21 protein-coding genes are annotated in these 24,748 nt (G+C 35.7%); 11 read left to right on the top strand and 10 right to left on the bottom strand.

Annotated features, from left to right (window positions below; genetic code table 11):
- Positions 1–19: 19 nt before the first annotated feature.
- Complete coding sequence (locus IEW94_RS10625; protein WP_188652776.1) at positions 20–742, top strand: hypothetical protein; 723 nt, start codon at positions 20–22, stop codon at positions 740–742.
- 21 nt (positions 743–763) lie between these two features.
- On the opposite strand, the gene IEW94_RS10620 is transcribed toward IEW94_RS10625, so the two are convergent.
- Positions 764–898 (bottom strand): 30S ribosomal protein THX, encoded by a 135-nt coding sequence (locus tag IEW94_RS10620; protein ID WP_188652774.1) that lies wholly within the window; start codon positions 896–898, stop codon positions 764–766.
- Between the two features lie 63 nt (positions 899–961).
- Here IEW94_RS10620 and IEW94_RS10615 point away from each other — a divergent pair, with 63 nt between their 5' ends.
- A complete protein-coding gene (locus IEW94_RS10615) occupies positions 962–1,615 on the top strand; it encodes a uracil-DNA glycosylase family protein (protein WP_188652772.1) in 654 nt (217 codons plus the stop codon).
- Between the two features lie 30 nt (positions 1,616–1,645).
- Here IEW94_RS10615 and IEW94_RS10610 read toward each other — a convergent pair whose 3' ends face one another.
- The gene (locus IEW94_RS10610) at positions 1,646–3,088 is read right to left on the bottom strand and encodes an SLC13 family permease (RefSeq protein WP_188652770.1); all 1,443 of its coding nucleotides are present in this window, start codon (positions 3,086–3,088) and stop codon (positions 1,646–1,648) included.
- Positions 3,089–3,252: 164 nt separating this feature from the next.
- On the opposite strand from IEW94_RS10610, the gene IEW94_RS10605 reads away from it, so the two are divergent.
- Positions 3,253–4,512 (top strand): DEAD/DEAH box helicase, encoded by a 1,260-nt coding sequence (locus IEW94_RS10605; protein ID WP_188652769.1) that lies wholly within the window; start codon positions 3,253–3,255, stop codon positions 4,510–4,512.
- Positions 4,513–4,524: 12 nt separating this feature from the next.
- Complete coding sequence (locus IEW94_RS10600; RefSeq protein WP_188652767.1) at positions 4,525–4,752, top strand: VF530 family protein; 228 nt, start codon at positions 4,525–4,527, stop codon at positions 4,750–4,752.
- Between the two features lies 1 nt (position 4,753).
- Here IEW94_RS10600 and IEW94_RS10595 read toward each other — a convergent pair whose 3' ends face one another.
- Positions 4,754–5,350 (bottom strand): FMN-binding negative transcriptional regulator, encoded by a 597-nt coding sequence (locus IEW94_RS10595; protein ID WP_188652765.1) that lies wholly within the window; start codon positions 5,348–5,350, stop codon positions 4,754–4,756.
- A gap of 63 nt (positions 5,351–5,413) precedes the next feature.
- Here IEW94_RS10595 and radC point away from each other — a divergent pair, with 63 nt between their 5' ends.
- Genes radC through IEW94_RS10565 form a run of 6 tightly spaced genes read left to right on the top strand, consistent with a single transcriptional unit; the run spans position 5,414 to position 10,951 of the window.
- Positions 5,414–6,112, top strand: a complete 699-nt coding sequence (gene radC / locus IEW94_RS10590; RefSeq protein WP_188652763.1) for a RadC family protein — start codon at positions 5,414–5,416, stop codon at positions 6,110–6,112.
- Positions 6,112–7,410, top strand: coding sequence for a polysaccharide deacetylase family protein (locus IEW94_RS10585; RefSeq protein ID WP_188652761.1), 1,299 nt, complete (start codon positions 6,112–6,114; stop codon positions 7,408–7,410). The genes radC and IEW94_RS10585 overlap by 1 nt, the downstream gene beginning before the upstream one ends.
- Positions 7,403–8,092 carry a YjjG family noncanonical pyrimidine nucleotidase gene (locus IEW94_RS10580; protein WP_188652759.1) on the top strand — a complete coding sequence of 230 codons (690 nt, stop codon included), beginning with the start codon at positions 7,403–7,405 and terminating at the stop codon, positions 8,090–8,092. Before IEW94_RS10585 ends, IEW94_RS10580 begins: the two co-directional genes overlap by 8 nt.
- A 42-nt stretch (positions 8,093–8,134) precedes the next feature.
- Positions 8,135–8,686: a hypothetical protein gene (locus IEW94_RS10575; protein ID WP_188652757.1), complete on the top strand. Its 552-nt coding sequence runs from the start codon at positions 8,135–8,137 to the stop codon at positions 8,684–8,686.
- 8 nt (positions 8,687–8,694) lie between these two features.
- A complete protein-coding gene (locus IEW94_RS10570; protein WP_188652755.1) occupies positions 8,695–10,107 on the top strand; it encodes a DUF5723 family protein in 1,413 nt (470 codons plus the stop codon).
- Positions 10,097–10,951, top strand: coding sequence for a hypothetical protein (locus IEW94_RS10565; protein WP_188652753.1), 855 nt, complete (start codon positions 10,097–10,099; stop codon positions 10,949–10,951). Before IEW94_RS10570 ends, IEW94_RS10565 begins: the two co-directional genes overlap by 11 nt.
- A 7-nt stretch (positions 10,952–10,958) precedes the next feature.
- Here IEW94_RS10565 and IEW94_RS10560 read toward each other — a convergent pair whose 3' ends face one another.
- Positions 10,959–12,236 carry a replication-associated recombination protein A gene (locus IEW94_RS10560; RefSeq protein ID WP_188652751.1) on the bottom strand — a complete coding sequence of 426 codons (1,278 nt, stop codon included), beginning with the start codon at positions 12,234–12,236 and terminating at the stop codon, positions 10,959–10,961.
- A gap of 217 nt (positions 12,237–12,453) precedes the next feature.
- Here IEW94_RS10560 and IEW94_RS10555 point away from each other — a divergent pair, with 217 nt between their 5' ends.
- Positions 12,454–13,185, top strand: a complete 732-nt coding sequence (locus tag IEW94_RS10555; RefSeq protein ID WP_188652749.1) for a rhomboid family intramembrane serine protease — start codon at positions 12,454–12,456, stop codon at positions 13,183–13,185.
- 57 nt (positions 13,186–13,242) lie between these two features.
- Here the strand turns inward: IEW94_RS10555 and rlmB are convergent, their stop codons facing one another.
- The 6 genes from rlmB to IEW94_RS10525 all read right to left on the bottom strand — a co-directional run bounded on the left by rlmB (position 13,243) and on the right by IEW94_RS10525 (position 24,709).
- A complete protein-coding gene (gene rlmB, locus IEW94_RS10550; RefSeq protein WP_188652747.1) occupies positions 13,243–13,977 on the bottom strand; it encodes a 23S rRNA (guanosine(2251)-2'-O)-methyltransferase RlmB in 735 nt (244 codons plus the stop codon).
- 66 nt (positions 13,978–14,043) lie between these two features.
- Positions 14,044–15,483: a SusD/RagB family nutrient-binding outer membrane lipoprotein gene (locus IEW94_RS10545; protein WP_188652745.1), complete on the bottom strand. Its 1,440-nt coding sequence runs from the start codon at positions 15,481–15,483 to the stop codon at positions 14,044–14,046.
- An 11-nt stretch (positions 15,484–15,494) separates the two neighbouring features.
- Positions 15,495–18,737: a SusC/RagA family TonB-linked outer membrane protein gene (locus IEW94_RS10540; RefSeq protein ID WP_188652743.1), complete on the bottom strand. Its 3,243-nt coding sequence runs from the start codon at positions 18,735–18,737 to the stop codon at positions 15,495–15,497.
- A 345-nt stretch (positions 18,738–19,082) separates the two neighbouring features.
- Entirely contained in the window at positions 19,083–19,925 is an 843-nt protein-coding gene (locus tag IEW94_RS10535) for a hypothetical protein (protein WP_188652741.1), read from the bottom strand.
- A 39-nt stretch (positions 19,926–19,964) separates the two neighbouring features.
- Positions 19,965–21,449, bottom strand: a complete 1,485-nt coding sequence (locus IEW94_RS10530) for a RagB/SusD family nutrient uptake outer membrane protein (RefSeq protein ID WP_188652739.1) — start codon at positions 21,447–21,449, stop codon at positions 19,965–19,967.
- Positions 21,450–21,460: 11 nt separating this feature from the next.
- A complete protein-coding gene (locus IEW94_RS10525; RefSeq protein WP_188652737.1) occupies positions 21,461–24,709 on the bottom strand; it encodes a SusC/RagA family TonB-linked outer membrane protein in 3,249 nt (1,082 codons plus the stop codon).
- Positions 24,710–24,748 lie beyond the last annotated feature (39 nt).

Below are 24,748 nucleotides of genomic sequence, written 5' to 3'. Positions count from 1 at the left end.
AACCCATTAACAACACCTAATGTATTATTACTTAATTATTGCCCTTCAAGCCTATTGTTTATACCATCTGTTTAAACATAGAAATCAGTTCTATTGGGTGTTTGTTATATTATTTATCCCTTTGATTGGTTGTATTATTTATTTAATTATAAATGTTTACAACAAGCGTGATGTTGATGCCATTCAAGAAAATGTGGTGTCTATTGTCAACCCAACCAAAAAGATTAAAGATTTAGAAAAGAAACTTCAATTTTCTGAAACCTATCAAAATAAAGTTGACTTAGCAGATGCCTATGTAAAAATTAAAGATTTTGAAAAAGCCATTCCACACTATTTAAGTGCCCTTGAAGGAAATTTTCAAAATGACTTTTATGTTATTGAACAGCTTGTAAAAGCTTATTTTGCCATTGAGGATTATGACAATGTTATTTTATATGCTGAAAAAATAAAGAATCATTCAGAATTTAAAAAAACAAGTTCGCAATTTTTGTACGGCTTGGCTTTAGAAAAAAAGGGCAGGATAGAAGAGGCCGAAGCCAATTTAAAAGAAATAAATATCCGCTTTTCGTTTTACGATGAGCGTTTTGTGCTGGCTAAGTTTTTAATAGACAGAAACAAAATTCAAGAAGCCAAAACAATCCTGGATGATATTCATAATGAGTCACAGCACATGACGCAACAGAACAAACGAATTTACAGACATACCATTGCCGAGGTTGAAAAACTTAGAAGTAGCTTGTAGTTTATTCTTGTTATGACAGGGTTATTTTACCTTTGCCTTGTTATCAATATCAATTTTGTTTTCTACCGATCGTTTCTTTTTAATACGTGGTCTTCTAGTACCATAAGTGCCTCTGTGGATTTTGCCTCGTTTTGTTTTTTTATCGCCTTTTCCCATAATAAGTTGTATATTTTTTGAATGAAAAAAGTACAAAAATTCAAAATGAAATCCAAGTAGTTTATGTTCAAACATCAGCATCCATATCCACCATTTATTATGGAAGACACTACAAAGTTAATAGTGGGCACTTTGCCGCCACCAAGGTTTTCAACTGGAACGCTTTTGGAAAAAGATGTTGATTTTTGTTACGGAAGCTATTACAATTCACTGTGGCTATATATTGATACAATCCATAATTTAAACTTGCGATATGACAATTCGGAAGAAGCTGTTGAACAACGTCAACAGTTTTTAATTGACCACAAAATAGGTGTTTGTGATATTGTTGAGAGCTGTGAGCGTGACAAAATTGACGCTTCAGATTTAGGGATGCAAAACATAAAACTTCGGAATTTGATAGGCTATTTAAAACAACATCCAACAATTGATACGCTATTGTTTACAGGCGGAAACAGTAAAAATGGTCCCGAATATTTTTTCATAAAACACATTAAGGATTATAATATTAAACTGGAAGTTGTTTCAAATAATATTCCACGTATCCATCAATTCGAATTAAATTCAAGAACCATAAAGACAGTCTCCTTAACATCAGCTTCAGGTTCAGCAAACAGAGCTATTGGCAGTATGCCATTGTATCAGCAATTAAAAAATAGCAATCCCAACTTTACTACTTTTGATTTTAGAGTGATGCAGTATCGTGCGTTTTTTTGAATGTCTCTTTTCAATCCATAAAATTGGATTTTAGTTCAATTCCCATAAAAAGGGAAGTATGTAATATACAAATAGCGTTATGATTATGATTGATATAATGTTCATGGCAAATCCCTTTTTTGCCATATCTTCTATTTTTAAATAACCAGACCCAAAAACCACGGCATTGGGTGGTGTAGCAACCGGTAGCATAAAGGCACATGAAGCGGCCAGGGTAGCCCCAACCAATAAAAAGTACGGATGCACACCAACAGCGGTTGCCAATGAAATAAGCACAGGTAACAACATGGCTGTTGTAGCTAAATTTGAGGTTATCTCGGTTAAAAAATTCACAGAAGCAACTAAAATCAATAACAATACAAATAGTGATACGGAACTCAAAGAAGTCATTTGGCTACCAATCCAAACGGCCAATCCGCTTGTTTCAAAACCAAGAGCCAGTGCCATGCCGCCACCAAACAACAAAACAATTCCCCAAGGCAGCTTTACGGCATTATCCCAAGTCATGATTTTCACGCCTTTTTCCTTGGCAGGCAGTATGAATAAAAGCAGTGCAAAGAAAATGGCTATAATGGTATCATCAATTTCGGGAATAAACCGTTTGATTAAAAACGATCTGGTAATCCAAGCAAAAGCGGTCAATAGAAAAACCAGAAATACTGTTTTTTCCTCATAGGAAATGTTGCCCAATAACTTTAATTGTTTTCTGATTTCGTCTCGTCCGCCAGGGAAGGCCCGTTGTTTAAACTTGAATGCAAAACGTGTTAAATATATCCAGCAGATCACCAATAATATGACTGAAATAGGAAAGCCAAACATAAACCATTGTGAAAATGTAATTTCTACATTATAGGTTTGTTTTATAATTCCGGCCAAAACTAAATTTGGAGGTGTTCCTATAAGGGTTGCCATACCGCCGATGGATGCACTATAGGCAATGGAAAGCATGAGGGCTTTTCCAAATATTAAATTTTCATTCTCAATAGTATCAGGGTTATCCCGTAATTGGGAAACAATGGCCATGCCAACGGGAAGTATCATAACAGATGTCGCTGTATTGGATATCCACATGGATAGAAATGCGGTGGCAATCATAAAACCGAGAATGATATTAATGACGTTGGACCCGACAATATTAATAATGGTTAAAGCAATTCGTCTATGCAATCGCCATTTTTCTATGGCTATGGCCAAAATAAAACCACCTATATAAAGAAATACATATTTATGACCATAAGAAGCGGTGGTCTCACTTAAACCCATTCCGCCAGCTAACGGAAATAAAATAATTGGTAATAAAGCTGTAGCAGCAATGGGTAGCGCTTCAGTAATCCACCAAATAGCAATCCAAATAGCAGATGCCAATACCGCATTAGCGGCATGATTAAGCCCTTTGGGATGAAAGAAAAGTATAATTAGCATGAACGCTAAGGGTCCCAACAGCAATCCAATTTTTTGTTTAGAAATGGTCATATTTAATAAAGGTGCAATTTGATGGCTTTTATATCAAATGCAAAACTAAGTTAGTCAATTTTACACAAATTAAAACGAATAGCGAATGTCTGATAAATAAACGTATCTTTGCACCTTAATAAAAATGACGCTAAAAAATAGATTGTCATTTACAAACAATTTATATGTCATTTAACTCATTGGGCTTGTCCCAAGCCTTGCTAAAAGCTATTAGCAAAAAGGGATATACAACCCCAAGTCCCATTCAAGAAAAAGCCATTCCACCTATTTTAGAAGGTAAAGATGTCCTAGCCTCGGCACAGACAGGTACTGGAAAAACAGCAGGGTTTACATTACCTCTCTTACAATTGCTTTCACAAGGGCAAACCTTAAGGCAACGTCCTGTGCGTGCCTTGATATTAACGCCAACGCGCGAATTAGCAGCACAGGTATATGCCAACGTAAAGGAATATAGCGAGTTTGTAGACTTACGTTCTGCAGTTATTTTTGGAGGTGTTAATCAAAATCCCCAAGTTACCCATTTACGTCAAGGTGTTGATGTATTAGTGGCTACCCCTGGACGTTTGCTCGATTTGTGCAATCAAAAGGTATTATCACTTGCTAATATTGAGATTTTAGTTTTGGATGAAGCCGACCGGATGTTGGACATGGGCTTTTTACGGGATATTGAACGCATTATAAAAATGGTGCCAGCAAAACGACAAAATCTGATGTTTTCAGCAACGTTTTCACATGATATCAAGAAATTGGCTCAAGGTATTTTGAGGCATCCTGTAATGGTTGAAGCTACACCCGAAAATTCTACGGTCGATGCCATTAACCAAAAAATATATCGTGTAGCCAAAGGCAAGAAAACGGGATTGGCCATAAAATTGATTTCAGAAGGCAATTGGAAACAAGTGCTTATGTTTACTCGAACCAAACACGGGGCCAATAAATTATGTAAAAATTTAATAAGTGCCAATGTTTCTGCAGCTGCCATTCACGGAAACAAAAGCCAGGGAGCCAGAACCAAAGCTTTGGCAGGATTTAAAAATGGAAGTGTTCGTGTGTTGGTAGCGACCGATATTGCCGCACGTGGATTGGATATTCCATTGCTTCCGCATGTGATAAATTTTGAAATCCCTAATATTTCAGAGGATTATGTGCATAGAATTGGAAGAACAGGTAGGGCAGGAGCTAGTGGAGAGGCTATTTCTTTAGTGAGTGCTGATGAAACCAGCTACTTACGTGATATTGAAAAATTGCTTGGTTTTAGAATTGAAAGTGATATTATTGAAGGTTTTGAGCCAGACCCGAATGCATCCACAGAACCTGAAAAAAGACAGCAACGACCAAGCAGAAATGCTCCTAGGCGTAATTCAAATCCAAGAAATTCCAGTGGTAATAATCCCAGGCGTCAACATAATAAGCGAAGAAATTAACGGCTATCATTGATGGAAACGCAACCTAATAACCCACTTCACGGAATTACCCTGGAAAAAATCATAACTGATTTAGAGGCTTATTATGGTTGGGAATATATGGGGCATACCATTAAAATAAAATGTTTTACCGACAACCCATCAATAAAATCCAGTTTAAAGTTTTTAAGACGCACACCTTGGGCAAGAACCAAAGTAGAAACTATGTACTTAAACATGCTTAAAAACAAAACGCGATAAGCTAGAATATTCTATCCAAAAACTTGCGAATACTTTCTTGATTGGCTCTAACAAGTTCTGCTCTGGCATTGGCCATATCCTGTGGTTTTTTGTCTTGCGACAGTTTAAATTTTCCTTCCCAATGGGTTATGGTGATTTCAAACATTTTAATGTAATCTAAATTCCTGGCCATTATTGGATTATCTGGTTCTAAAACATAGTTGTGGTCGGGTTGTTCCAAAAAAACCGTCATTGTAATCAGCGATTCCTTTAAGGCTTCTTTACTTTCTATGGCTTTCACGGTTCCTTTTAAATGTACTTTTATATAGTTCCAAGTGGGCAGTTGTGTAGTGGCATAAATACTTGGAGAGATATAACATTGCGGTCCTGAAAAAATAATGGTCACCTCATGGTCTTCCTTTAACAATTCGGCCTGCGGATTGTATATATCAATATGGCCAATGAGTTTGCAGTTTTCTTCTCTATAAATTAGCGGTAAATGGGTTATAAAAGGCCTATTGTTAACTACAGAGATAACCGTAGCTAACGGATAGGTTTTGATGACTTCAACCATATGGGATATGTTGTTGTCCTGGTGGTGTTTTTGCGGATAATTCAAGTTGTTGGTTATTTTAAATTGGTGATTGTTGATTTATAAAATTACAATATTTATCTTTAAGCCATGCAAGAAAAACCCACCTCGTTTTCCATTAAAAATTGGTCACAAGACGACCAACCCAGAGAAAAATTACTATACAAGGGTAAAGCGGCTTTGAGCGATGCGGAATTGGTGGCCATTCTAATAGGTTCTGGTAACAGAGATGAAAGCGCAGTGGATTTATGCAAGCGTATTTTATCAAGTGTTGACAATAATTTAAGTGAATTGGGCAAACTTTCCATAAAACAGCTCATGGATTTTAAAGGAATAGGTGAAGCCAAGGCCATAAGTATCGTGGCGGCTTTAGAGTTGGGAAGACGACGCAGAGGAGAAGATGCCCTTCAAAAAAAGAAAATTACCTCAAGCACTTCGGTTTTTGAATTAATGCAGCCTATTATAGGCGAACTGCAGCACGAAGAATTTTGGATTATTTATTTGAACAATTCCAATAAGGTCATTCTTAAAAACCAATTGAGTAAAGGCGGTATTACAGGGACTTTGGTTGATGTTAGACTGGTTTTAAAACATGCCTTAGAAGTTGGGGCTACAGGATTGATACTTGCACATAATCATCCTTCAGGAACCTTAAAGCCTAGTGAGGCCGATAAACAAATTACCAATAAATTAAAATTGGCTTCAGAAAATTTGGATATAAAAGTTTTAGACCATGTAATTGTTACCGAAAAGGCATACTTTAGTTTTGCGGACGAAAACCTTCTATAATGCTATTAGTTTATACCCATAAAATATCGCCTAGATTAAAATATGTTTTTAAACATATCTGTACCAGGGTTTTGGGTATTGAGGTGTCTTTTACAACTACCGTTGAAGAGTTTATCGCACACGACAGTATGAAAATGTCATACGCCAAGCAGCAATTGGGGAGTGAGTTTTTTGTAAAAAGCCATGATATTTTATTTGAACAAGGCCTGTCAGACGTTGAGATTAATGTCCATGATTGGGAAAACACCAAGTGTTTCTTTTATAATGGTGATAAAAGCAGTATTCCGTTTGATATTTTTGCGGCATCTTTTTATTTGCTGTCACGTTATGAAGAGTACTTGCCACACGTTAATGATGAATATGGCAGGTTTTCAGCAACTGAGAGTATTGCTTTTAAAAATGGCTTTTTGCATCAGCCCGTTGTTGATATTTGGGCATATAAGTTTAAGGAAAAGCTTCAAAAACAATACCCTGATTTTGAGTTTCCACCAAGAACGTATAGTATCAGACCAATCATTGATGTCCCCAGTGCTTACACCTTCAGGCTAAAAGGACTATTGCGAAGTTTCGGAGGTATTATAAAAGATCTAAGTGAGTTAAAACTTAAAAGGTTGTATGATAGGTTTATGGTTGTTTTTGGTTTTAAACATGATCCTTATGATACGTTTAAATATATTATCAATAAGCAAAAACAAACCAAGCATAAATTTCTGTTCTTCTTTCTAATTGGCGCCTATTCTACGTATGATAAAGGTATCAATCCCAATAAAAAGAAATTTGTATCGCTTATCAAGCAAGTGGCCGATTATTGTAAAGTAGGGTTAAAAGCATCTTATTTTGCCATACACGACCCCATTATTTTAAAACGGGAAAAGTTAAGAATGGAATCCATTATAAACACCTCATTAACGGCTTCTAGGCAATCATTCTCAAAACTGAATTTACCGGAATCTTATAGAAGTTTGATCGAACTTGAAATACAAGAAGATTATACAATGGGTTATGTTAACCAGATAGGTTTTAGAGCCGGTAGCTGCACCCCCTTTTTATTTTATGACCTGGATTTTGAAGTGCAAACCCCTTTAAAAATATGGTCTTACCATGTCATGGATTATTCACTCTTGAAAACAAAATCACTGTTGGACAAAAAGCGGGTTTTGACTGATGTTATCAATGAAGTGAAAAATGTCAATGGCGAGTTTGTCCCCGTTTTTCATAACTATACGTTTAGTGATGATGAACGATGGAAAGGGTTTAAGGAATTGTTCAATATGATTTTAGAGTCCGCTAATGAGTAATAAAGCGATTACAGACGTTTTTTTTGATTTGGATCACACACTGTGGGATTTTGATAAAAATTCTGCTTTGGCCTTTGAAAAAATTTTCAAGATAAATGCCTTGGATGTGGATTCACAACAATTCTTGCGGCATTATGAACCCATTAATTTGGCTTATTGGAAACTCTACAGGGAAGAGAAAATTGATAAGGAGTCCTTACGGTTTGGACGCCTTAATGATGCCTTTTTAGCAATTGATGTCAAATTGGATAGAGAGGTTATTTATAAATTATCTGAAGATTATATTACGCACCTAACTACATTTAACCACCTGTTTGAGAATACCATTGAAATATTGGATTATTTAAGACTAAAATACAATCTTCATATCATTACCAATGGATTCAAGGAAGTACAACATAAAAAACTATCACAATCAAACATTGACCATTATTTTAAAACGGTTACCAATTCTGAAATGGTTGGGGTTAAAAAGCCAAATCCACAAATTTTTAATTATGCTATTGACTTAGCTAAAACAAGTGTCAACCAAAGTGTTATGATTGGCGATAATTACGAGGCCGATATTCTAGGGGCCCATAATATTGGGATGGATACCATATTTTTTAATGTGAACAATCAAAATGTTGATAGCGATATCAAACAAATTGATAATTTGATTCATCTTAAAAGATATCTGTAAAATACTAGGTCATTAATATTTTCGTTCTACAAAAGAATGTCCATGCAAGGTTTTAAATATTTAATAATAGCTTTTGTCTTTATTTTGGTAACGGTATCTTGTACCAAAGAGGTAGATTTCAATCAAGCTAATAACATACAGCTAACGCCTGTTTTTGAGTCTAGTTTGGTGTATATTGACGAACCAGCTAACCGATTTCTGGTAAATGGATCAGAGATAACCGTGCTTCAAGATTCAGTTAACATTGATTTTTTTAATGATCAGTTTGTCGTTGATTACCTAGAAAAGGCAGAATTTTTATTCCAAACAACCAATACCATCAATAGAGGCTTTCAAGTTCAAGTAGAAATGCTTGATGATTTTGATCGATTGCAGCATACGTTCACATTTTCTTCAAGCGCTTCACCAGATAACAGTGACGTGGTTACAGAGCATGTAGAGGTTTTTGAAGGTAATTCCTTAACCGCACTCAAAAATACCACTAAAATGGTGTTTACACTTACAATCCTTCCCGGCGAAACAATAGATGAAAACACAATTGGCAGAATAGAATTAAAGTCTAAAGGAGCGTTTTATTTAAATGTACAACCGTGATATTGATAATGAGAAAAATCCCTTTCTTTTTTATATTGATATCATGTTTTGCCATTTCACAAAACAAACAACTGCTCTATGGGTTTTCTGAAATTCCTCAATCCTTATTATTAAATCCAGGAGGTAAGGTAACGAATGATTGGTATTTTGGCATCCCGTTATTGTCCCATATCCATGTAAATGGTGGCACGTCTGGCACTACGGTTTACGACTTATTTGCCAATGATGGCATAAATTTTAACACAAAGCTTAAAAATGCTGTTTACAGTATGAAACCTTCGGATTTTTTGACTTTCAATGAACAGATAGAAGTGTTTTCAGGAGGATTTAAGATTGGAAATGCTTTTGAAAAAAATCAATATGTAAGTTTTGGGTTATATCAAGAGATGGATGTTATAGCTTATTTTCCAAAGGATTATGCCATATTGGCCTACGAGGGCAATCAATCTAACATCAATAGGGTTTTTGATGCTGGTGATTTTAAAGCAAGTGCTGAGGTCATTTCTGTTTTTCATGTTGGTTACAATAAAAAGGTGAATGATGACTTTACTTTTGGAGTAAGGGGGAAAATATACTCAAGTATCATGAATATAAGTTCCACAAAAAACAACGGGTATTTTGTCACGGTAAATGGAACCAATAATTTTTATGACCATATTTTTAATTTGGATTTAGAAGTGCAAACCTCAGGAATAGCCAGTTTAACAGCCGATAATACCGATTCAAAGACGGTGGTCAAGGATTTAAAAAAACGTCTTTTTTTGGGTGGTGACTTAGGCTTGGGCTTTGATATTGGGTTTACCTATCAGTTAAATAAACAATGGATGGTAGATGGCAGTTTACAAGACATTGGTTTTATAAGTCATAGTAAGGATGTTGAAAATTATTCAGTAAAAGGAAATTATGTGTTTGAAGGTGTAAACCCTATTTTTCCCGAGTCGGGCGCAGGGCAAACAGCTGAAAATTATTGGAACGACATAAAAGATAATTTTAATGATCTTTTTATTGCCGACACAACATATAACAAATACACAACTTGGCGCCCTATAAAATTAAATGCGTCCATAAATTATGCCTTTGGAGAGAAAAGAAGCAAAGTGTGTGATTGTTTGTTTGATAAAAGCGGTTATCAAAATGCCGTTGGCTTGCAATTATTTGCAATAAACAGGCCTTTACAACCACAATTGGCCTTAACGGCATATTATTACAGAAGACTTTTTAAAGGCCTGCAAGCCAAAGCAACCTATACTATTGATTCATATACATTCCATAACATAGGTTTTGGGATTTCGGCCAACTTAGGCCCTATCAATTTTTATCTTATGGCCGACAATTTTTTAGAATATCAAAACATATATAACGCACAAAGTGTATCTTTACAATTAGGGTTTAACTATATATTTACAAAACATGAAGATTAAGATTTTTACAATGCTCTTGGCATTATTTATTATTTCAAACACATTCGCACAAGCTAATCTAAATAACTATAAATATGTTATTGTTCCCAAAAAATTTGAATTTTTAAAGGAAGCCAATCAATATCGGTTAAATGAACTGACAGAATTTCTATTCAATAAATACGGTTTTCAAGCCTTGATGGAAGGCGATTCTTATCCTGATGACTTACTTAAAAACAGATGTTTGGCACTAAAATCAAATCTACTCAAAGATTCAGGGCTTTTTAAAACCAAAATCAGTGTAGAATTAAAAGACTGTAACGATCAAGTAGTTTATACAAGTGAAGTAGGAGAGAGCCGGGAAAAAGAATATGAAAAGGCTTATAACGAAGCAGTCAGAAATGCCTTCAAATCATTTGAAACAGTAAACTATCATTATGTTCCTAATGAAAATAATAAAGTTGCAGAAGCACCAGAAGCCACTAAAAATGCTGAGGTGTCACAAGAGATTCAAAAATTAAAAGAAGAACTTCAAGAACTAAAAGCTAAGACTGTGTCTGACGTTCCGCAAGCGGCAGCTGTTAAACCAGAACCGACTTTAACGCCTGTTGAAAAAGCAATGCCAACTGTAAAGTATACTGAAGAAAATGCATCGGATGTTTTATATGCACAGCCTATTGAAAATGGATATCAATTGGTTGACAGTTCGCCAAAAGTGGTTTACAAGATTAAAAAAACAAGTTTAGACAATGTATTTTTAGTTGAAGGCATGAATGGAACATTGCTTAATAAAAATGGCCAGTGGATTATTGAGTATTATGAGAATGGCTCATTAAAACAAAAAGTATTAAATATCAAGTTTTAATAACGGATTAATAACCATATTTATCTTTCCAACGTTGTCTTAAAAAGTCCAGATACGCTTTTTCTCGAGCGTTGTTTCCAGGTTCATAGAGTTTTGTGCCTTTAACTTCATCGGGCATAAATTCTTGGTCAGCAAAATTATTGTCGTAATTATGGGCATATTTGTAGTTGTCACCATAACCAAGTTCTTTCATTAATTTGGTTGGGGCATTCCGTATTTCCAAAGGCACCGATAAATCTCCCGTTTGTTTTACCAATTGTTGGGCTTTGTTTATGGCCATATAGGAAGCATTGCTTTTTGGAGAGCAGGCCAAATAAGTAGCACATTGGCTTAAAATAATTCTGGATTCTGGATACCCGATGGTTGAGACCGCCTGAAACGTGTTATTAGCTATTACCAAAGCTGTAGGATTGGCATTCCCAATATCCTCACTAGCTAAAATAAGTAAGCGTCTGGCTATAAATTTAACATCTTCACCACCTTCAATCATTCGTGCTAACCAATAGACAGCAGCATTTGGGTCACTTCCACGAATGGATTTGATAAATGCCGAAATAATATCATAATGCTGTTCGCCCGTTTTGTCATAACGTACCGTATTATTTTGAACCTTTTGCAGAACGGATTCATCTGTGATGATAATGTCCTTACTTTCATCAGCATTAACAATCAACTCAAAAATGTTCAACAGCTTTCTGGCATCACCACCCGAAAGCCTTAACAGCGCATTGGTTTCTTGTAGTGTAATGTTTTTTTTGGAGATTTCCTTGTCTTGCTCAATAGCACGCTTTAAAAGCGTCTCTAAATCACTTTTATCAAACGCATTTAATATGTATACTTGGCAACGTGACAACAAAGCCGGAATGACTTCAAAGCTTGGATTTTCAGTGGTTGCTCCAATAAGGGTTATCCATCCTTTTTCAACGGCTTGTAATAAGGAATCTTGTTGCGATTTACTAAAACGATGGATTTCATCAATGAACAAAATAGGATTTTTGGTGGTAAACAAACCACCGCTTTGCTTCGCCTTGTCAATTACATCACGGATATCCTTAACCCCAGAATTTATGGCACTAAGTGTGTAAAAAGGTCTTCCCGATTCGGTTGCAATAATGTTGGCAAGCGTTGTTTTTCCAGTACCTGGCGGCCCCCAAAAAATCATGGAAGGTATGAGACCTTGTTTAATGTGCTGGGTCAATACACCCTGTTTGCCAACCAAATGTGTTTGGCTCACATAGTCGTTTAAGGTTTTTGGGCGTAATCGTTCAGCTAAAGGTTCGTTCATACTTGTAAAATTAAAACAATTATTCCTGCGAAAGCAGGAATCCCATCAAAGATTTTTTTATGGCGTGCCCCCAAAATTAATTTGGGGTCGGGTTTTCCGTTGTATCTTTTTTTGTGTAAAACACAAAAAAAGGATGTCTCTTCAACCCCTCACGCAAACACATCTGACAATTTAGCATTGTTGTTAATCTTGGATAACAATTTGCTATCTTTAGTTTATGAACAATCAGGAACATTTTGCATTTCACAAGGGCGTTATTATATATCCTCTGTTTATTGTGCTCATAATATGGTCTGTGTTTTCGTTTGAGATTCAATATGGCGTTAATCTCAATTCGTATGGAATTTATCCCCAAACCATCATGGGCTTACGCGGTATTGTGTTAAGTCCGTTTATCCATGGCAGTATACAGCACATTTATCACAATACCATTCCATTGTTTGTATTGACCATGGCCCTGTTTTACTTCTACAGACCCATTGCCTGGAAAGTTATCATTTATGGGGTGTTGATGTCCGGTTTTTTAACGTGGTGTATCGGGCGACCATCATACCATATAGGTGCCAGCGGATTAATTTATGTTCTGGTAAGTTTCATCTTCTTTAAAGGGGTTTTTACCAAATACTACCGACTGATAGCTTTGTCACTTTTGGTCATTTTTCTTTACGGAAGTTTAATTTGGTATGTGTTCCCCATGGAAGAAAACATATCTTGGGAAGGCCATCTGTCTGGGTTGATAACCGGTTTTGTGTTTGCTTTGGTATTTAAAAAAGATATCACAAAACCCAAAAAATACACTTGGGAGCAAGAGCACTATAATGAAAACGACGATCCATTTTTAAAGCAATTTGACGAAAATGGTAATTTTATCGAGCCGATCAAAGAAGAAAATAGTCAGGACGAAATAATAATAAAATATACTTTAAAAGAGAAAAAGGATGGAAGGTAGTTTTACTTTTAATGGTTGTAGGTCACCAATCTAAAATCATTAATCGTTATTCTTTATTTATAGGCGCTGTCTAACGGCTTCATACAAAAAAGCACCACAGGCTACGGACACATTTAAGGATTCAATATCTCCAAGGAGTGGCAATTTGGCTTTATCATCCACCACTTTTAAAATGGATGGGTTGATTCCTCTATCTTCAGAACCCATAATGATGGCACATGGCTCCTTAAAAGAGATATCATACAACAGATTATTTGTTTTTTCGGTAGCTGCAATCACTTTTATGCCAGAAGCTTGCATATAAAATACAGCATCTTTAATATGGTCTACTTTGCAAATAGGCACTTTGAAAACAGCACCGGCACTTGTTTTTATGGTATCTCCATTTACCGGAGCACCACCTTTTTTTTGTATGATAATACCATCTACTCCAGTACATTCAGCAGTCCTGATTATGGCTCCAAAGTTTCTAACATCGCTTAATTGGTCCAATAATAAAAAGAGTGGTGTTTTTCCAGACTCAATAATGCGCAAAACGAGGCTTTCCATATCATGGAATTCCACTGGTGAAATTTGTGCTACAACACCTTGATGATTTTTATTTGTTAATCTATTTAATTTCTCAACAGGAACATAGGATGAGGTTATGGCATGTTGCCGCAATAATGTTTCCAGTTCACTAAATAAGTCTCCTTTAAGGCCTTTTTGTAAAAAAATCTTATCAATGGTTTCCCCAGCATGTATAGCTTCAATAACAGCCCTAATACCAAAAATTTGTGTTTGTTCTTGCATGGAGTAAAGGTATAAAAAAAACCACCTCAATTGAGGTGGTTTTTAGAAGATATATAATTAACTTGACTAGTTTCCTTGTCCAGTTATATCCCAGAATACTCTTGATGATTTACTATCACCACCCATTGCACTACTAGCAGCCGCATAATTGTCTGGGTTAAGATCTTTATCGTTATTGCCATATAAATAACGTCTAGGCACAGACTCTTCGCTTACAGCAGGTTTGGTGAATGTATTAGGATAATCCAACATTCTCCAAGAGCTCCAAGCTTCAAAACCTCTACCATATAAAGCAATATATTTTTGGTTTCCAATAACTTCTTTCCAAGTACTTCCGGCCGTAGCATAAGCCACAGAAGGTTGAGCTAAATATGCAGTAGCATCTACTTGAGAACCACCCCAATATTCAATGGAAGCTGTAATAGCAGCATTATAATGTGATTCAGCACTTCCTGTAATGAAGCCTCTTTCAACTGCTTCAGCTAATAAAAACTCTACTTCATCATAGCTCAATAATATCCCTTCAAAATCTGGAGTGTGCCATAAATCACCAATATGAGTAAAATCGGTATAAGCAGCTCCAACACCATAAGGCGCTCCTACATAAGGCGTCTTGTTATCTGCCATAAATACAGATTCACGAGGGTCATTTAAAGGATCAATTAAATTTACAAAGGTATCGGCTACAAGAAAATCGTTACGACCTGATTGCACTAAACTTGTCCAAATTGGATTTGTATTAGGTGGTGTTGCTTCAAATGGGAATGAAAAGTTATCGTCATTTGATGTAAACACACCTCCAGCAACTGCTTGGGTAGCTAGTGTTTTGGCTTGAGCTGAATCGTAATCTGCAATACGCAATGCCATTCTTAATTTTAAGGAATTACCAAATTTCATCCATTCAGAAGTGTCTCCACCATAAATAAGATCTGAATCTCCGAATGCGTTTGCTGCACCATTACTTAAGTCAGACAAAGCAGCATCAAGTCTAGTGAATAGATCTGCGTAGATATCTTCATCATTGTCATACACAGGTATTAAATTGTCAACACCTTGTAATGCTTCAGAATAAGGAATATCTCCATAGGTATCAACCAATACATGCCAAGTATAAACTTCCATTAAGCCAATTACGCCTAATTGAGCCGATTTAGTTTGAGCATTTAAGCCTTCATTTTCATTTATAAGACGTTTTGCCTCTTGTAAATCAATTAAAACATCTCTGTAAAGGTATAAAAAGAAATTTCCACCTATATCTCTACCTCTGATATCGTAGTTTACTTCGTCAGTATATTGGGTTTCAGTCCAATATTGAGCAAACAATTTAAATATGTTGTAGTTTACACTGGTACTTGTCATTCTCAAGAATAAATCCCTCTGAGAACTTGTAACCAAGTAACCAGCTGGTACCTCACTTGGATTTTTTTCATCTATATTCCACCCTTTGAAATCTTCACAGGAAAAGGTAATTCCTATCAGAAAGGCTACTAAAATTATTTTTTTCATCTTATTTTTTTTTAAAATTGTAATTTAACACTAAAGCCGTAATCTTTTGTAGATGGATAAGCTCCTGATTGATAACCTTGAACGTTACCAGAACTTAAACCAGCTTCAGGATCAGAATATGGAAGATTTTTGTGGATAATCCAAAGGTTTCTTCCAATAGCTGAAATTGATGCACTTTGAATGAACGTATTTTTCAAAAAGGTTTTAGGTAAAGAATAAGTTAAAGAAACTTCTCTTAATTTAACAAAACCTGCATCATATACGTGTAAAGCTGTAGGAGCCCTAGTATAACCTAAAGCATTAGCGAAATTACTCATGCTAGTTCTAACATTATTAGGTGTTCCATCAGAAGTTGGATTACCATCACCATCAGTACCTGTTTGAAGAACACCAGGTAATATGATTCCTCCACTATCAGCACCAGAAGTAAGTGGATCCCTTTTTGGGTTTCCTAATTCATTAAGACCTGCTGTCTCTGGGTATAAACCAGTTGCAAAACCGTACCAAGTGTCTAATGAAAATACATTTCCACCATGTTTAACATCAATTAGGAAGCTAAGTGATAAACTTTTGTAAGTAAAACGGTTGTTAATACCACCTTTCCAATCAGGTTGGTAGGTACCAAGATTTTCGTCTTCACTTTCAGTCACTAAATATCTTCCGTTGGCTGGATTAATAATCCTATTACCATTAGCGTCAAACTCAAAATTACTACCTCTAATTTCACCATAAGGACGTCCAACTGTTGCGTTGATTGAACCTTCTTGTAAGCTTGCTAATTGTAGATTTTTAAGTCCTGCTGGTAAAGATAATACTTCACTTTTATTTTTAGCCCAGTTTATATCTATTCTCCATTCAAAATCATTTGTTTTTATTGGCGAACCCCATAAAGTTAACTCAATACCTTTATTTTGAACTTCCCCTGCATTTAACCATTGGCCAGTATAACCTATAGCAGGTGTAACTGAAATTGGTGTTAGCAAATCTCTTGAAGTTTTGTCATATAATGACAAATCGAATCCAGCTCTCTTGTTTGCAAACATCATTTCTAATCCTATCTCTTTTTCAGTTGATTCCTCATTCTTCAAATTAGAGTTGTTATTAGTTGAAGGCAATGAAGCAGATGCTTGACCTTGAACTGGCGTATTTAGATCGTAGGTATTGTATAAGGATAATGGAGGTGCAGCATTACCTGTTTTTGCGTAACCTATTCTTAATTTACCAAGGTTGATAAAGTTTGAATCCAACAATTCAGAAAACAAGAAACTACCTGATACTCCATAATAGTCATATTTGTTGTCATTTTCAGGAAGTGTAGATGCAATATCTAATCTATATGATCCTTCAAGATATAATAAGTTATCATATCCAAAAGACAAGTTGGCAAAGTAGCCATCAACACCAGAATAGTATTTATATTCACTTGGTGCATTAAGTGGGTTTACTGTGTTACTTAATGCCCAAAGACCATCAAGGTTAATTCCACCATTAGTCGCAGCTTTCACATTAGAATAATGATTTCTTTGAATGTTGGCTCCTAAAACACCTTTTAAATTTAATTTATCAGTAATGTTTTTATCAAACAAGAATTGTAAATCGTATGTGTTTTGTGTGTAGGATTCGTTGAAAAGGCTATAGCTTGATGGCAAACTTGTACTGCCATTGTTGATGCGTTCTTCTTGGTTCCCTGCATAGGTGTCCAATGTAACTCTACCAAATATGTTTAACCAATCATTAACTTCATAGTTTAAGTTAATATTACCTATCATACGATTTCTTAAATCTGTTTCATAGTTGTTGTAACGCATCCAATATACGTTATCATGGTAGATAGCGTGCAAGTCTTCATCAATATAACTGGTGTTCCAAGTAATATTGTCACCAGTAGCAAAGAAAGCATCTCTTTGTTCTTTTACATCAACGTTGGTTTGCCACCACTGTCTAGAAGTTTGCATAAAGTTTTGAGAGTCATAACCAGTACCGTAACGTCCTTTTCCAAACGTTTTGATATATGAAGCGTTAGCTTTTGCTGTTAATTTATCATTCAACTTGTAACTTGCAGAAAAATCAACATTGTCTCTCAATATCTTACTGTTTGGCATGATACCTTCTTGGTCAGTTTTAGTGTATCCCAATTTGAAAGTACCTTTGTCTCCACCACCATCAATAAACACACTATTAAATAAGGTGTGACCAGTTTGGAAAACATAAGATGGGTCGTGTTTACCTGCTACCCAAGGAGTAGCTTGCCCATAAGTTGGTAATTGAGGATAAAATGAATCCCATTGATGAACCAATCTATTAGAATCAAAAGCTGGTCCATAAGAACCATCCCAATCCGCTAGAGTATAAGGCTCACCGTTTTTATAATAAAAATCATCATGATATACACCTATCCAATATCCGGCACCATATTCTTTTTGGTATTTTGCAAAGGTGTCTGGGTTATAAGTGTTAAAGGTTACAGATGAATTTACAGTAACTCCAATGCCATTGGCGTTTTTATTACCAGATTTAGTTGTAATTACAACAACCCCATTGGCAGCCTGAGACCCATAAAGTGCAGTTGCTGCACCTCCTTTAAGTACGTTGATAGATTCAATATCATCAGGATTAATATCAGAAGCAGCATTACCATAGTCATAACCAGCTCTACCAGTTCTTTGATCACTAGTATTTGTGTTTTTGTTACTAATTGGCACACCGTCAACTACAAATAAGGCTTGATTGTTACCATATAAGGATGAATAACCACGAATAACAACGTTGGTTGAACCACCCATGGTTCCAGTATTTTGAACATCAATACCAGCAACTTTACCTGATAAAGAGTTTACAAAGTTAATGTCTTTAACAGTGTTAACTGCATCACCTTTGACTTCTTGAGAGGCATAACCTAATGATTTCTTCTCTCTTTGAATACCTAAGGCTGTTACCACCACTTCATCAAGTAGTGCGGCATCCTCAGTCATTGTAATGTTAATAGTATTTGATGATCCTACGGCAACTTCTTTTGTAGTATATCCCACAAAGCTAAAAACAAGGGTAGACCCTTGACTTGCTGAGATAGAATATTTACCATCAAAATCTGTTGAAGTACCTGTTGTAGTACCTTTAACTAAGACTGTAGCTCCGGGAAGCGGTAGACCAGATGCATCTGATACGGTTCCTGAAATAGTCTTTTCTTGTGCGAACGTTAGTTGCACAACAAACGCTAGGAATAGCGTTAGAATTCCACTAAACTTTGTTTTCATTTTATAATTATTTGAATTAGTCAATGTCAAAAATCATAATAATAAGTTAATAAAACAATAATTTTCGGTTAAAATTTGTTGTTTTTTTAATAATAGCTTGCATTATTAGTAAATCAAGAAGTGATTTATGTTTAAATGTAAGAAAATGCTTTAAATACTTTTTTTTATAAATTTATTTTAAATGCTTTTACTGGGTGTTCTATGAATTGCAAAATAACTAGTGTGTAAACTTTCTTCCTTTTCTTAATTTGTCATTTTGGTTACTTTTTGCAACTTATCTTTCATAAAAAAAGCATCTCAAGGAGATGCTTTTTTTATGAAAGTCATAAAATAATTTGACTGGTTTTAATCAATAGTGAACGTACCACCCAAATAGCCAACAGATAAATAACTTTTGTATGTTTTGGCCAAGCCGTCAGCATCACCAGGATAGTATATGTCATACTTGATAGTTAAGGTTGGTTTGCTTCCACAATTTCCCCAAGTGCCAGAACCGGCTATTTCATAATCATACAGATCTCCACCATAATTAGTAGTGTAGATATATTGCCTTGGAATAGTCAATGCGCCTGTTTCAAGGTCAACATTCATGGTAAAAGTACCTCCAGAAACAACGGTCTCTCCCCAAAAGCCGACTATAAAGTCCTGAGCTAAACCATCAACCACAAGACTACTACTGCCATCTGCGGTTGTCGTGAAACTGTTTTCATAACCATTAGGATCAGTTGTAACTGAATAAGAACCAACCAAATCATTAATACCAGATAACGGACATTTCTTTTGTATTTCTACATTAAAAGAAGAGCCATTAAAAGCAGAATCACCAGCTAAATCTAAATCCAAAGCTAAGAGTTCAATATCCTCACCTAAATTATTATCTGAAAAAGTGACTTCTATCATACCATCATTTGAATTGGCAGGAATGGTAACTGTTGACGGTACACTATAAGATGCTGGATCTAAAGTGGTGTCACCTGAAACAACAATATTGAAAGTTCTATCAGAACTCATAACTTTGGTTGAATATACATGTACATCAATGGTTGTTGAGCCGTTTTTTAAAACAGTAACAAGGGGCTGATCTACTTCAAAAGTCACATAATCAAGTGAAGGGGCATAGGTGTCTTCACAATTTTGTAAACCAATCAAAGAGAAGAATATTAAAAATATATAAGCTATTTTTTTCATAAATTATATTTTTTTATTTAGTTGCTAAAACTAAATAGATTAGTTGTTTTGATCACTAATGAATGGGTTGTTAAGAATTTCAGATTCTGGAATCTCAAATGTTAAACGCTCATCATCATAAGAAATGGTTTCACCAACATGAGATAGGTGATTTGCCCCTCTGGTTGTGGTTCTTTTGTTTCTCTTAAGGTTCAAATATGATTTTCCTTCACCCCACAACTCAATTCTGGTTTGAAGATAAATTTCGTCCAATAAGGCTTGTCCTGTGAGCGCATCAACATAAGAAGGATCTGCAACCCTTTCTGATAACAAAGCTTTTAAACTAATATGAGCCTGTGGTTCGTCTCCAGTTTTAGCTGACGCTTCAGCATTTAACAAATACATTTCTGCAACTCTCATGTAAACATAATCTGCAGTTACTGTTGTGCTGGCACCATAAGGTACACGGCTTGCGTCATAAAATTTATATAGTGGTTGTAAAAAGCGAGCAGAGCTAGAATTTGCATAAAATTGATCTTTTCTTACGTCATCAGCAGGAATGGCGTTATAAAGGTCTAAATCTATCGCTTTATAATCACCATAAGCTGCATAGCTATATGAGTAATAATCCATTTGACCCCACCAGGACACTAAGTCTAATCCGTTATCGGCAGTAAGATCAACACCCCACATCCATCCAGGTGTGTTAACATCGTTAAAGCCACCTAAAACCTCTGCAGAATCCATTAAGGTGAACTCACCTGATGAAATAATCTCACCAGTTAAAGTTTTTACCATTTCATTATTGCCCATAGCACCATATACGTAAGCTAGTATGCCTTTGGCAACATTAACGTTAATTTCGTTTTTTGCACTTCGGCTGAATCCATTTAACAACGAGATGGCAGAATTTAAATCGTCCACAATAAGGCCATAGATTTCAGAAGCTGCAACTTTAGGGCCATTTTGATCTTGAAGAGTTTTATAAATAGGTAAGATTTCTTCAGATGGATCATAGCTTTTTTGGAAGTATTGCGCTAGATAGAAATAGGAATGCGCTCGCATGGCTTTGGCCTGCCCCAAAATGTATTTATTATCGTCTAAATCTGGAACAGCATCATTACCACCTAACGCATCAATGACTGTATTGGCAGATCTAATGATTCTATAATAATAACGCCATACCATATAATCCCGAGTACGAGTATAATCTGTAGTAGCAACAAACTCAGTTATATCAGCACGGTACCATCCATAAGTACTTACAGATAGGGCCATGTCGCCTGAGAGCATATCACCATATATATCGTACCCTTTTTGTCCAAAATCATCGTGATTGGTTGTGCCACCGGTTCCTGTCTCAAACATTAAAGAGTATATACCGGTCATAGTGCCTCTAATCACATCTGGATTTCTTGAGGCAGCGTCAGCTATTTGTTCGGTTGTAATAACCTGTGAAGGAGTTTTATCTAAAAAATCCTTACTACAGCTATAAGCAAACAAGATTATAGCTGTAACCAATGTTAATTTAACTATTTTTTTCATATCATTTTTTTTTAAAATTTAACTCTAACACCCAAAGTAAATGTTGTTAAAGGAGCATATAATCTACGTCCTGAACTACCACTTTCACTTGTTGTTGGATTAAATCCGTTACGGGCTGTTTTCATTAATAGGTTATCACCTGAAACCCATACATTAATAAGGTTAATGCCTGTATTTGTTAGGAATTTTTCAGGGAATGTATAACCAATCATAGCGTTGTTTAGCGCTAAATAATCCGTTTTAGTTAAAAAACGAGTAGAAGTAGAGGATGCTGTTTGATCCATACCATCTGAAATCCTCGGAACGTTAGTAATATCACCAGGTTGCATCCATCTGTTTGCAATGTCTTTGTGATAGTTTGATCCCAATACTCCAAAACGGTCACTCATTAATTCACCATACTGGTAATCTTCAGCCCATCCACCAATACTGTAGGTAAATTGAGTTGAGAAGTTAAAGTTTTTGAATGTACCGCCTAAACGAAATGCACCTCTAACATCTGGAATACCTGATTTGCCCACATATTTATTCGTTGCATTTGCATATGTTTTGGTAACTTGTTTTGCAACAACGGCATCTGGGTTATCATATAGATATTGAGTCATGCTGGATATAGACTCTTCTCCACTATCTAACACACCATTACTGTTGGCATCATTAAAGTACTGATACCACATTGGAGCACCATCAGAAGGATCAACACCTGCCCATTCACGCAAATAAAAGTCGTAAATAGAGTGTCCTTCGGAATATCCATAATCTCCGGCTGAAACATCAAGCACTTTTGGCTTATTGTCATTTGCAGGATCAAGAGGCATTTTTACAAGCTCATTGTTCAATATCTCTCCGTTTGCAGAAAAGTCCAATTTAAAATCTTTACTATCTATTAAATGAGCGGTAAAATCAAATTCAATACCTTGGTTTCTTAATTTACCATCATTTACCTGAATGATAGCAATACCTTGAGATGGCCCAACTCTTCTGTCAAAGATTAGGTTATCTGTAAATTTGTTATAAAAGTCAATGGATCCATCTAAGAATGAACCTAAAGTAAATTCTACTCCAGTTTGGAACATTTTAGCTTCTTCCCAAGTTAAATCAGGGTTACCGTTGGTGTTTGGTGATATTGCAATACCACCACCCAAAAGTGAAGTATTATAAGTGTCATAACCTGAATAATACCCAACACCGCCTTGGTCACCTATGATACCATAAGACGCTTTTAATTTTAGGAATGTTAGAACATTACTTTTTAAGAAACTTTCTTTGGATGCAACCCAAGCTGCACCTACAGAACCAAATGTACCCCATTTATCGTTAACAAATCTAGATGCACCATCGGTACGAACAGAACCTGTTAAAAAATATTTTTCTTGATAATCATAGTTGATCTGACCAAAATATGATTCAATTGAATAGCCTTCATTGTATCCTCCTGGAGGTGATAAATTGTTTACAAAGTTATCAAGTTCTTTAAGGCCATCTACTACTACTTTTCCTTTAAATTGATCGGATTGAGTAAAAGTGTATTCTGTGCTTTCGTGAGCTGCTAATGCCTCAAGACTATGATCTCCAAATTTATTTTTATAACGTAATAATTGTAAGAAGTTAGTTCCTAATCTTTCTCTGTCACGAGCATAAAGACTACCACCGTCTCCTGTCGCTGTTCCATAAAAAGGGTTGGTGTAAGACTTGTAACGCTCCATAGAATATTGAGCTCCATAACGACTTTCAAATGTTAATGCATCTGAAAATTTAATTTTCATATTAAAATTCCCATTAAGCTCGTGCCTTTTAAAACCGTTGTAATCATAAATAGCAGATGCAATAGGGTTTAGGTTGTTGGCATTATTCCTGTTACGGTCTCCTGCAAATCCATTATTGGTCCAAGAAACACCACCATAATCATATTGATAACCACCAAAAATAGGGTCTGGGACAAGTTGATAATTGCTGTCTCTTAAATAGACTGGAAAAATAGGAGCCATTTTATCAGCAAATTCAAATACGTTTTCAGATCCTACAGTTTGCCCATTATTTAAACTTGTTGCATAGGCATAACCAATGTTTGCACCTACTGTAAGCCATTCCTTAATATTTGAACTTAAGTTTAATCGTGTTGTGTAACGGTCATAACTTGTTTTAATGGCATAACCGTCATCATTTAAATAACCTAAAGAGAAAAAGTAGGTTGATTTGTCATTACCACCACCCATACGAAGGTTTCCTTCATTTCGGAAAGCAGAATCAAACGCAGCGTCTTTGTACAATCCTGGTGTATATCGTCTTGTAACTCCAGGGCGAACCATATGGGTTGATGGGTCAATTAATTGAGATGCATTAGCTACATTCCACATATTGTATTCTGGAGCTAAATAGCCTGCGCCAAATAAATTGGCGTTTGCAAATGCTGTTGGATCAGACTCACCACTGATAACGCCTCTATTATAAATACCTTCCCAAACATAACCTATATATTCTTCTGGTGATTGAATAACATTGTATCTAGGAATCAGCTGTGCATTAATACCAGTTTTTACATCCAATTCAATATATGAATCAGTAGCAGAACCATTTTTTGTGGTAATTAAAATAACTCCATTTGCACCTCTAGAACCATAAATAGCTGTCGCAGTAGCGTCCTTAAGGACGGTTGTGCTTTTTATATCAGCAGGGTTAATAGCGTTTAAGCTACCAGTATAAGGCACTCCATCCACAACATAAAGTGGTTCTCTGTTACCATTAACAGAACCATATCCTCTAATTCGAATTGTGGACACGGTTCCTGGTTGTCCAGAAGTATTTATAACTGTTACACCAGCAACTTCCCCAGCAATAGCTTGAGAGACATTGGAAAAGTTCTTGACCTCAAGATTTTCGGTTTTAATTTTTTGTGCTGTTCCAGCAAAAGCTTCCTTAGTTGAAGTACCATAACCAACAACTAGAACTTCATCTAGGGCAGTAGCATCTTCTTGAAGGGTTAAATTAATTGTATTTGATGTTCCAACAGGAATTTCTTTGGTTGTATAACCAACAAAACTGAAAACCAAAGTAGCTCCTTGGTTTGCTTTGATTGAATATTTACCATCAAAATCTGTTGAAGTACCAGTCGTGGTACCTTTAATTAAGACTGTAGCTCCAGGAAGCGGTAAACCAGAGGCGTCTGATACAGTACCCGAAATAGTCTTTTCTTGTGCGAAAGTTAACTGCACAACAAACGCTAGTAATAGCGTTAGAATTCCACTAAACTTTGTTTTCATTTTATAATTATTTGAATTAGTCAATTCAAAAATCATAAT

The sequence above is a fragment of the Yeosuana aromativorans genome, from assembly GCF_014646655.1.
In the GTDB taxonomy this organism is placed as follows: Bacteria; Bacteroidota; Bacteroidia; order Flavobacteriales; family Flavobacteriaceae; genus Yeosuana; species Yeosuana aromativorans.
This window is presented reverse-complemented; position numbering and strand designations above follow the sequence as displayed.

What these genes read in the sequence shown, in the direction of transcription:
- IEW94_RS10625 (WP_188652776.1), top strand. Translation starts at nt 20, where the DNA reads ATGTATTATTACTTAATTATTGCCCTTCAAGCCTATTGTTTATACCAT.
- IEW94_RS10575 (WP_188652757.1), top strand. Translation starts at nt 8,135, where the DNA reads ATGCAAGGTTTTAAATATTTAATAATAGCTTTTGTCTTTATTTTGGTA.
- IEW94_RS10535 (WP_188652741.1), bottom strand. Translation starts at nt 19,925, where the DNA reads ATGAAAAAAATAGCTTATATATTTTTAATATTCTTCTCTTTGATTGGT.
- IEW94_RS10605 (WP_188652769.1), top strand. Translation starts at nt 3,253, where the DNA reads ATGTCATTTAACTCATTGGGCTTGTCCCAAGCCTTGCTAAAAGCTATT.
- IEW94_RS10615 (WP_188652772.1), top strand. Translation starts at nt 962, where the DNA reads ATGTTCAAACATCAGCATCCATATCCACCATTTATTATGGAAGACACT.
- IEW94_RS10585 (WP_188652761.1), top strand. Translation starts at nt 6,112, where the DNA reads ATGCTATTAGTTTATACCCATAAAATATCGCCTAGATTAAAATATGTT.
- IEW94_RS10540 (WP_188652743.1), bottom strand. Translation starts at nt 18,737, where the DNA reads ATGAAAACAAAGTTTAGTGGAATTCTAACGCTATTCCTAGCGTTTGTT.
- IEW94_RS10580 (WP_188652759.1), top strand. Translation starts at nt 7,403, where the DNA reads ATGAGTAATAAAGCGATTACAGACGTTTTTTTTGATTTGGATCACACA.
- rlmB (WP_188652747.1), bottom strand. Translation starts at nt 13,977, where the DNA reads ATGCAAGAACAAACACAAATTTTTGGTATTAGGGCTGTTATTGAAGCT.
- IEW94_RS10545 (WP_188652745.1), bottom strand. Translation starts at nt 15,483, where the DNA reads ATGAAAAAAATAATTTTAGTAGCCTTTCTGATAGGAATTACCTTTTCC.
- IEW94_RS10555 (WP_188652749.1), top strand. Translation starts at nt 12,454, where the DNA reads ATGAACAATCAGGAACATTTTGCATTTCACAAGGGCGTTATTATATAT.
- IEW94_RS10530 (WP_188652739.1), bottom strand. Translation starts at nt 21,449, where the DNA reads ATGAAAAAAATAGTTAAATTAACATTGGTTACAGCTATAATCTTGTTT.
- IEW94_RS10610 (WP_188652770.1), bottom strand. Translation starts at nt 3,088, where the DNA reads ATGACCATTTCTAAACAAAAAATTGGATTGCTGTTGGGACCCTTAGCG.
- radC (WP_188652763.1), top strand. Translation starts at nt 5,414, where the DNA reads ATGCAAGAAAAACCCACCTCGTTTTCCATTAAAAATTGGTCACAAGAC.
- IEW94_RS10600 (WP_188652767.1), top strand. Translation starts at nt 4,525, where the DNA reads ATGGAAACGCAACCTAATAACCCACTTCACGGAATTACCCTGGAAAAA.
- IEW94_RS10565 (WP_188652753.1), top strand. Translation starts at nt 10,097, where the DNA reads ATGAAGATTAAGATTTTTACAATGCTCTTGGCATTATTTATTATTTCA.
- IEW94_RS10560 (WP_188652751.1), bottom strand. Translation starts at nt 12,236, where the DNA reads ATGAACGAACCTTTAGCTGAACGATTACGCCCAAAAACCTTAAACGAC.
- IEW94_RS10620 (WP_188652774.1), bottom strand. Translation starts at nt 898, where the DNA reads ATGGGAAAAGGCGATAAAAAAACAAAACGAGGCAAAATCCACAGAGGC.
- IEW94_RS10525 (WP_188652737.1), bottom strand. Translation starts at nt 24,709, where the DNA reads ATGAAAACAAAGTTTAGTGGAATTCTAACGCTATTACTAGCGTTTGTT.
- IEW94_RS10570 (WP_188652755.1), top strand. Translation starts at nt 8,695, where the DNA reads ATGAGAAAAATCCCTTTCTTTTTTATATTGATATCATGTTTTGCCATT.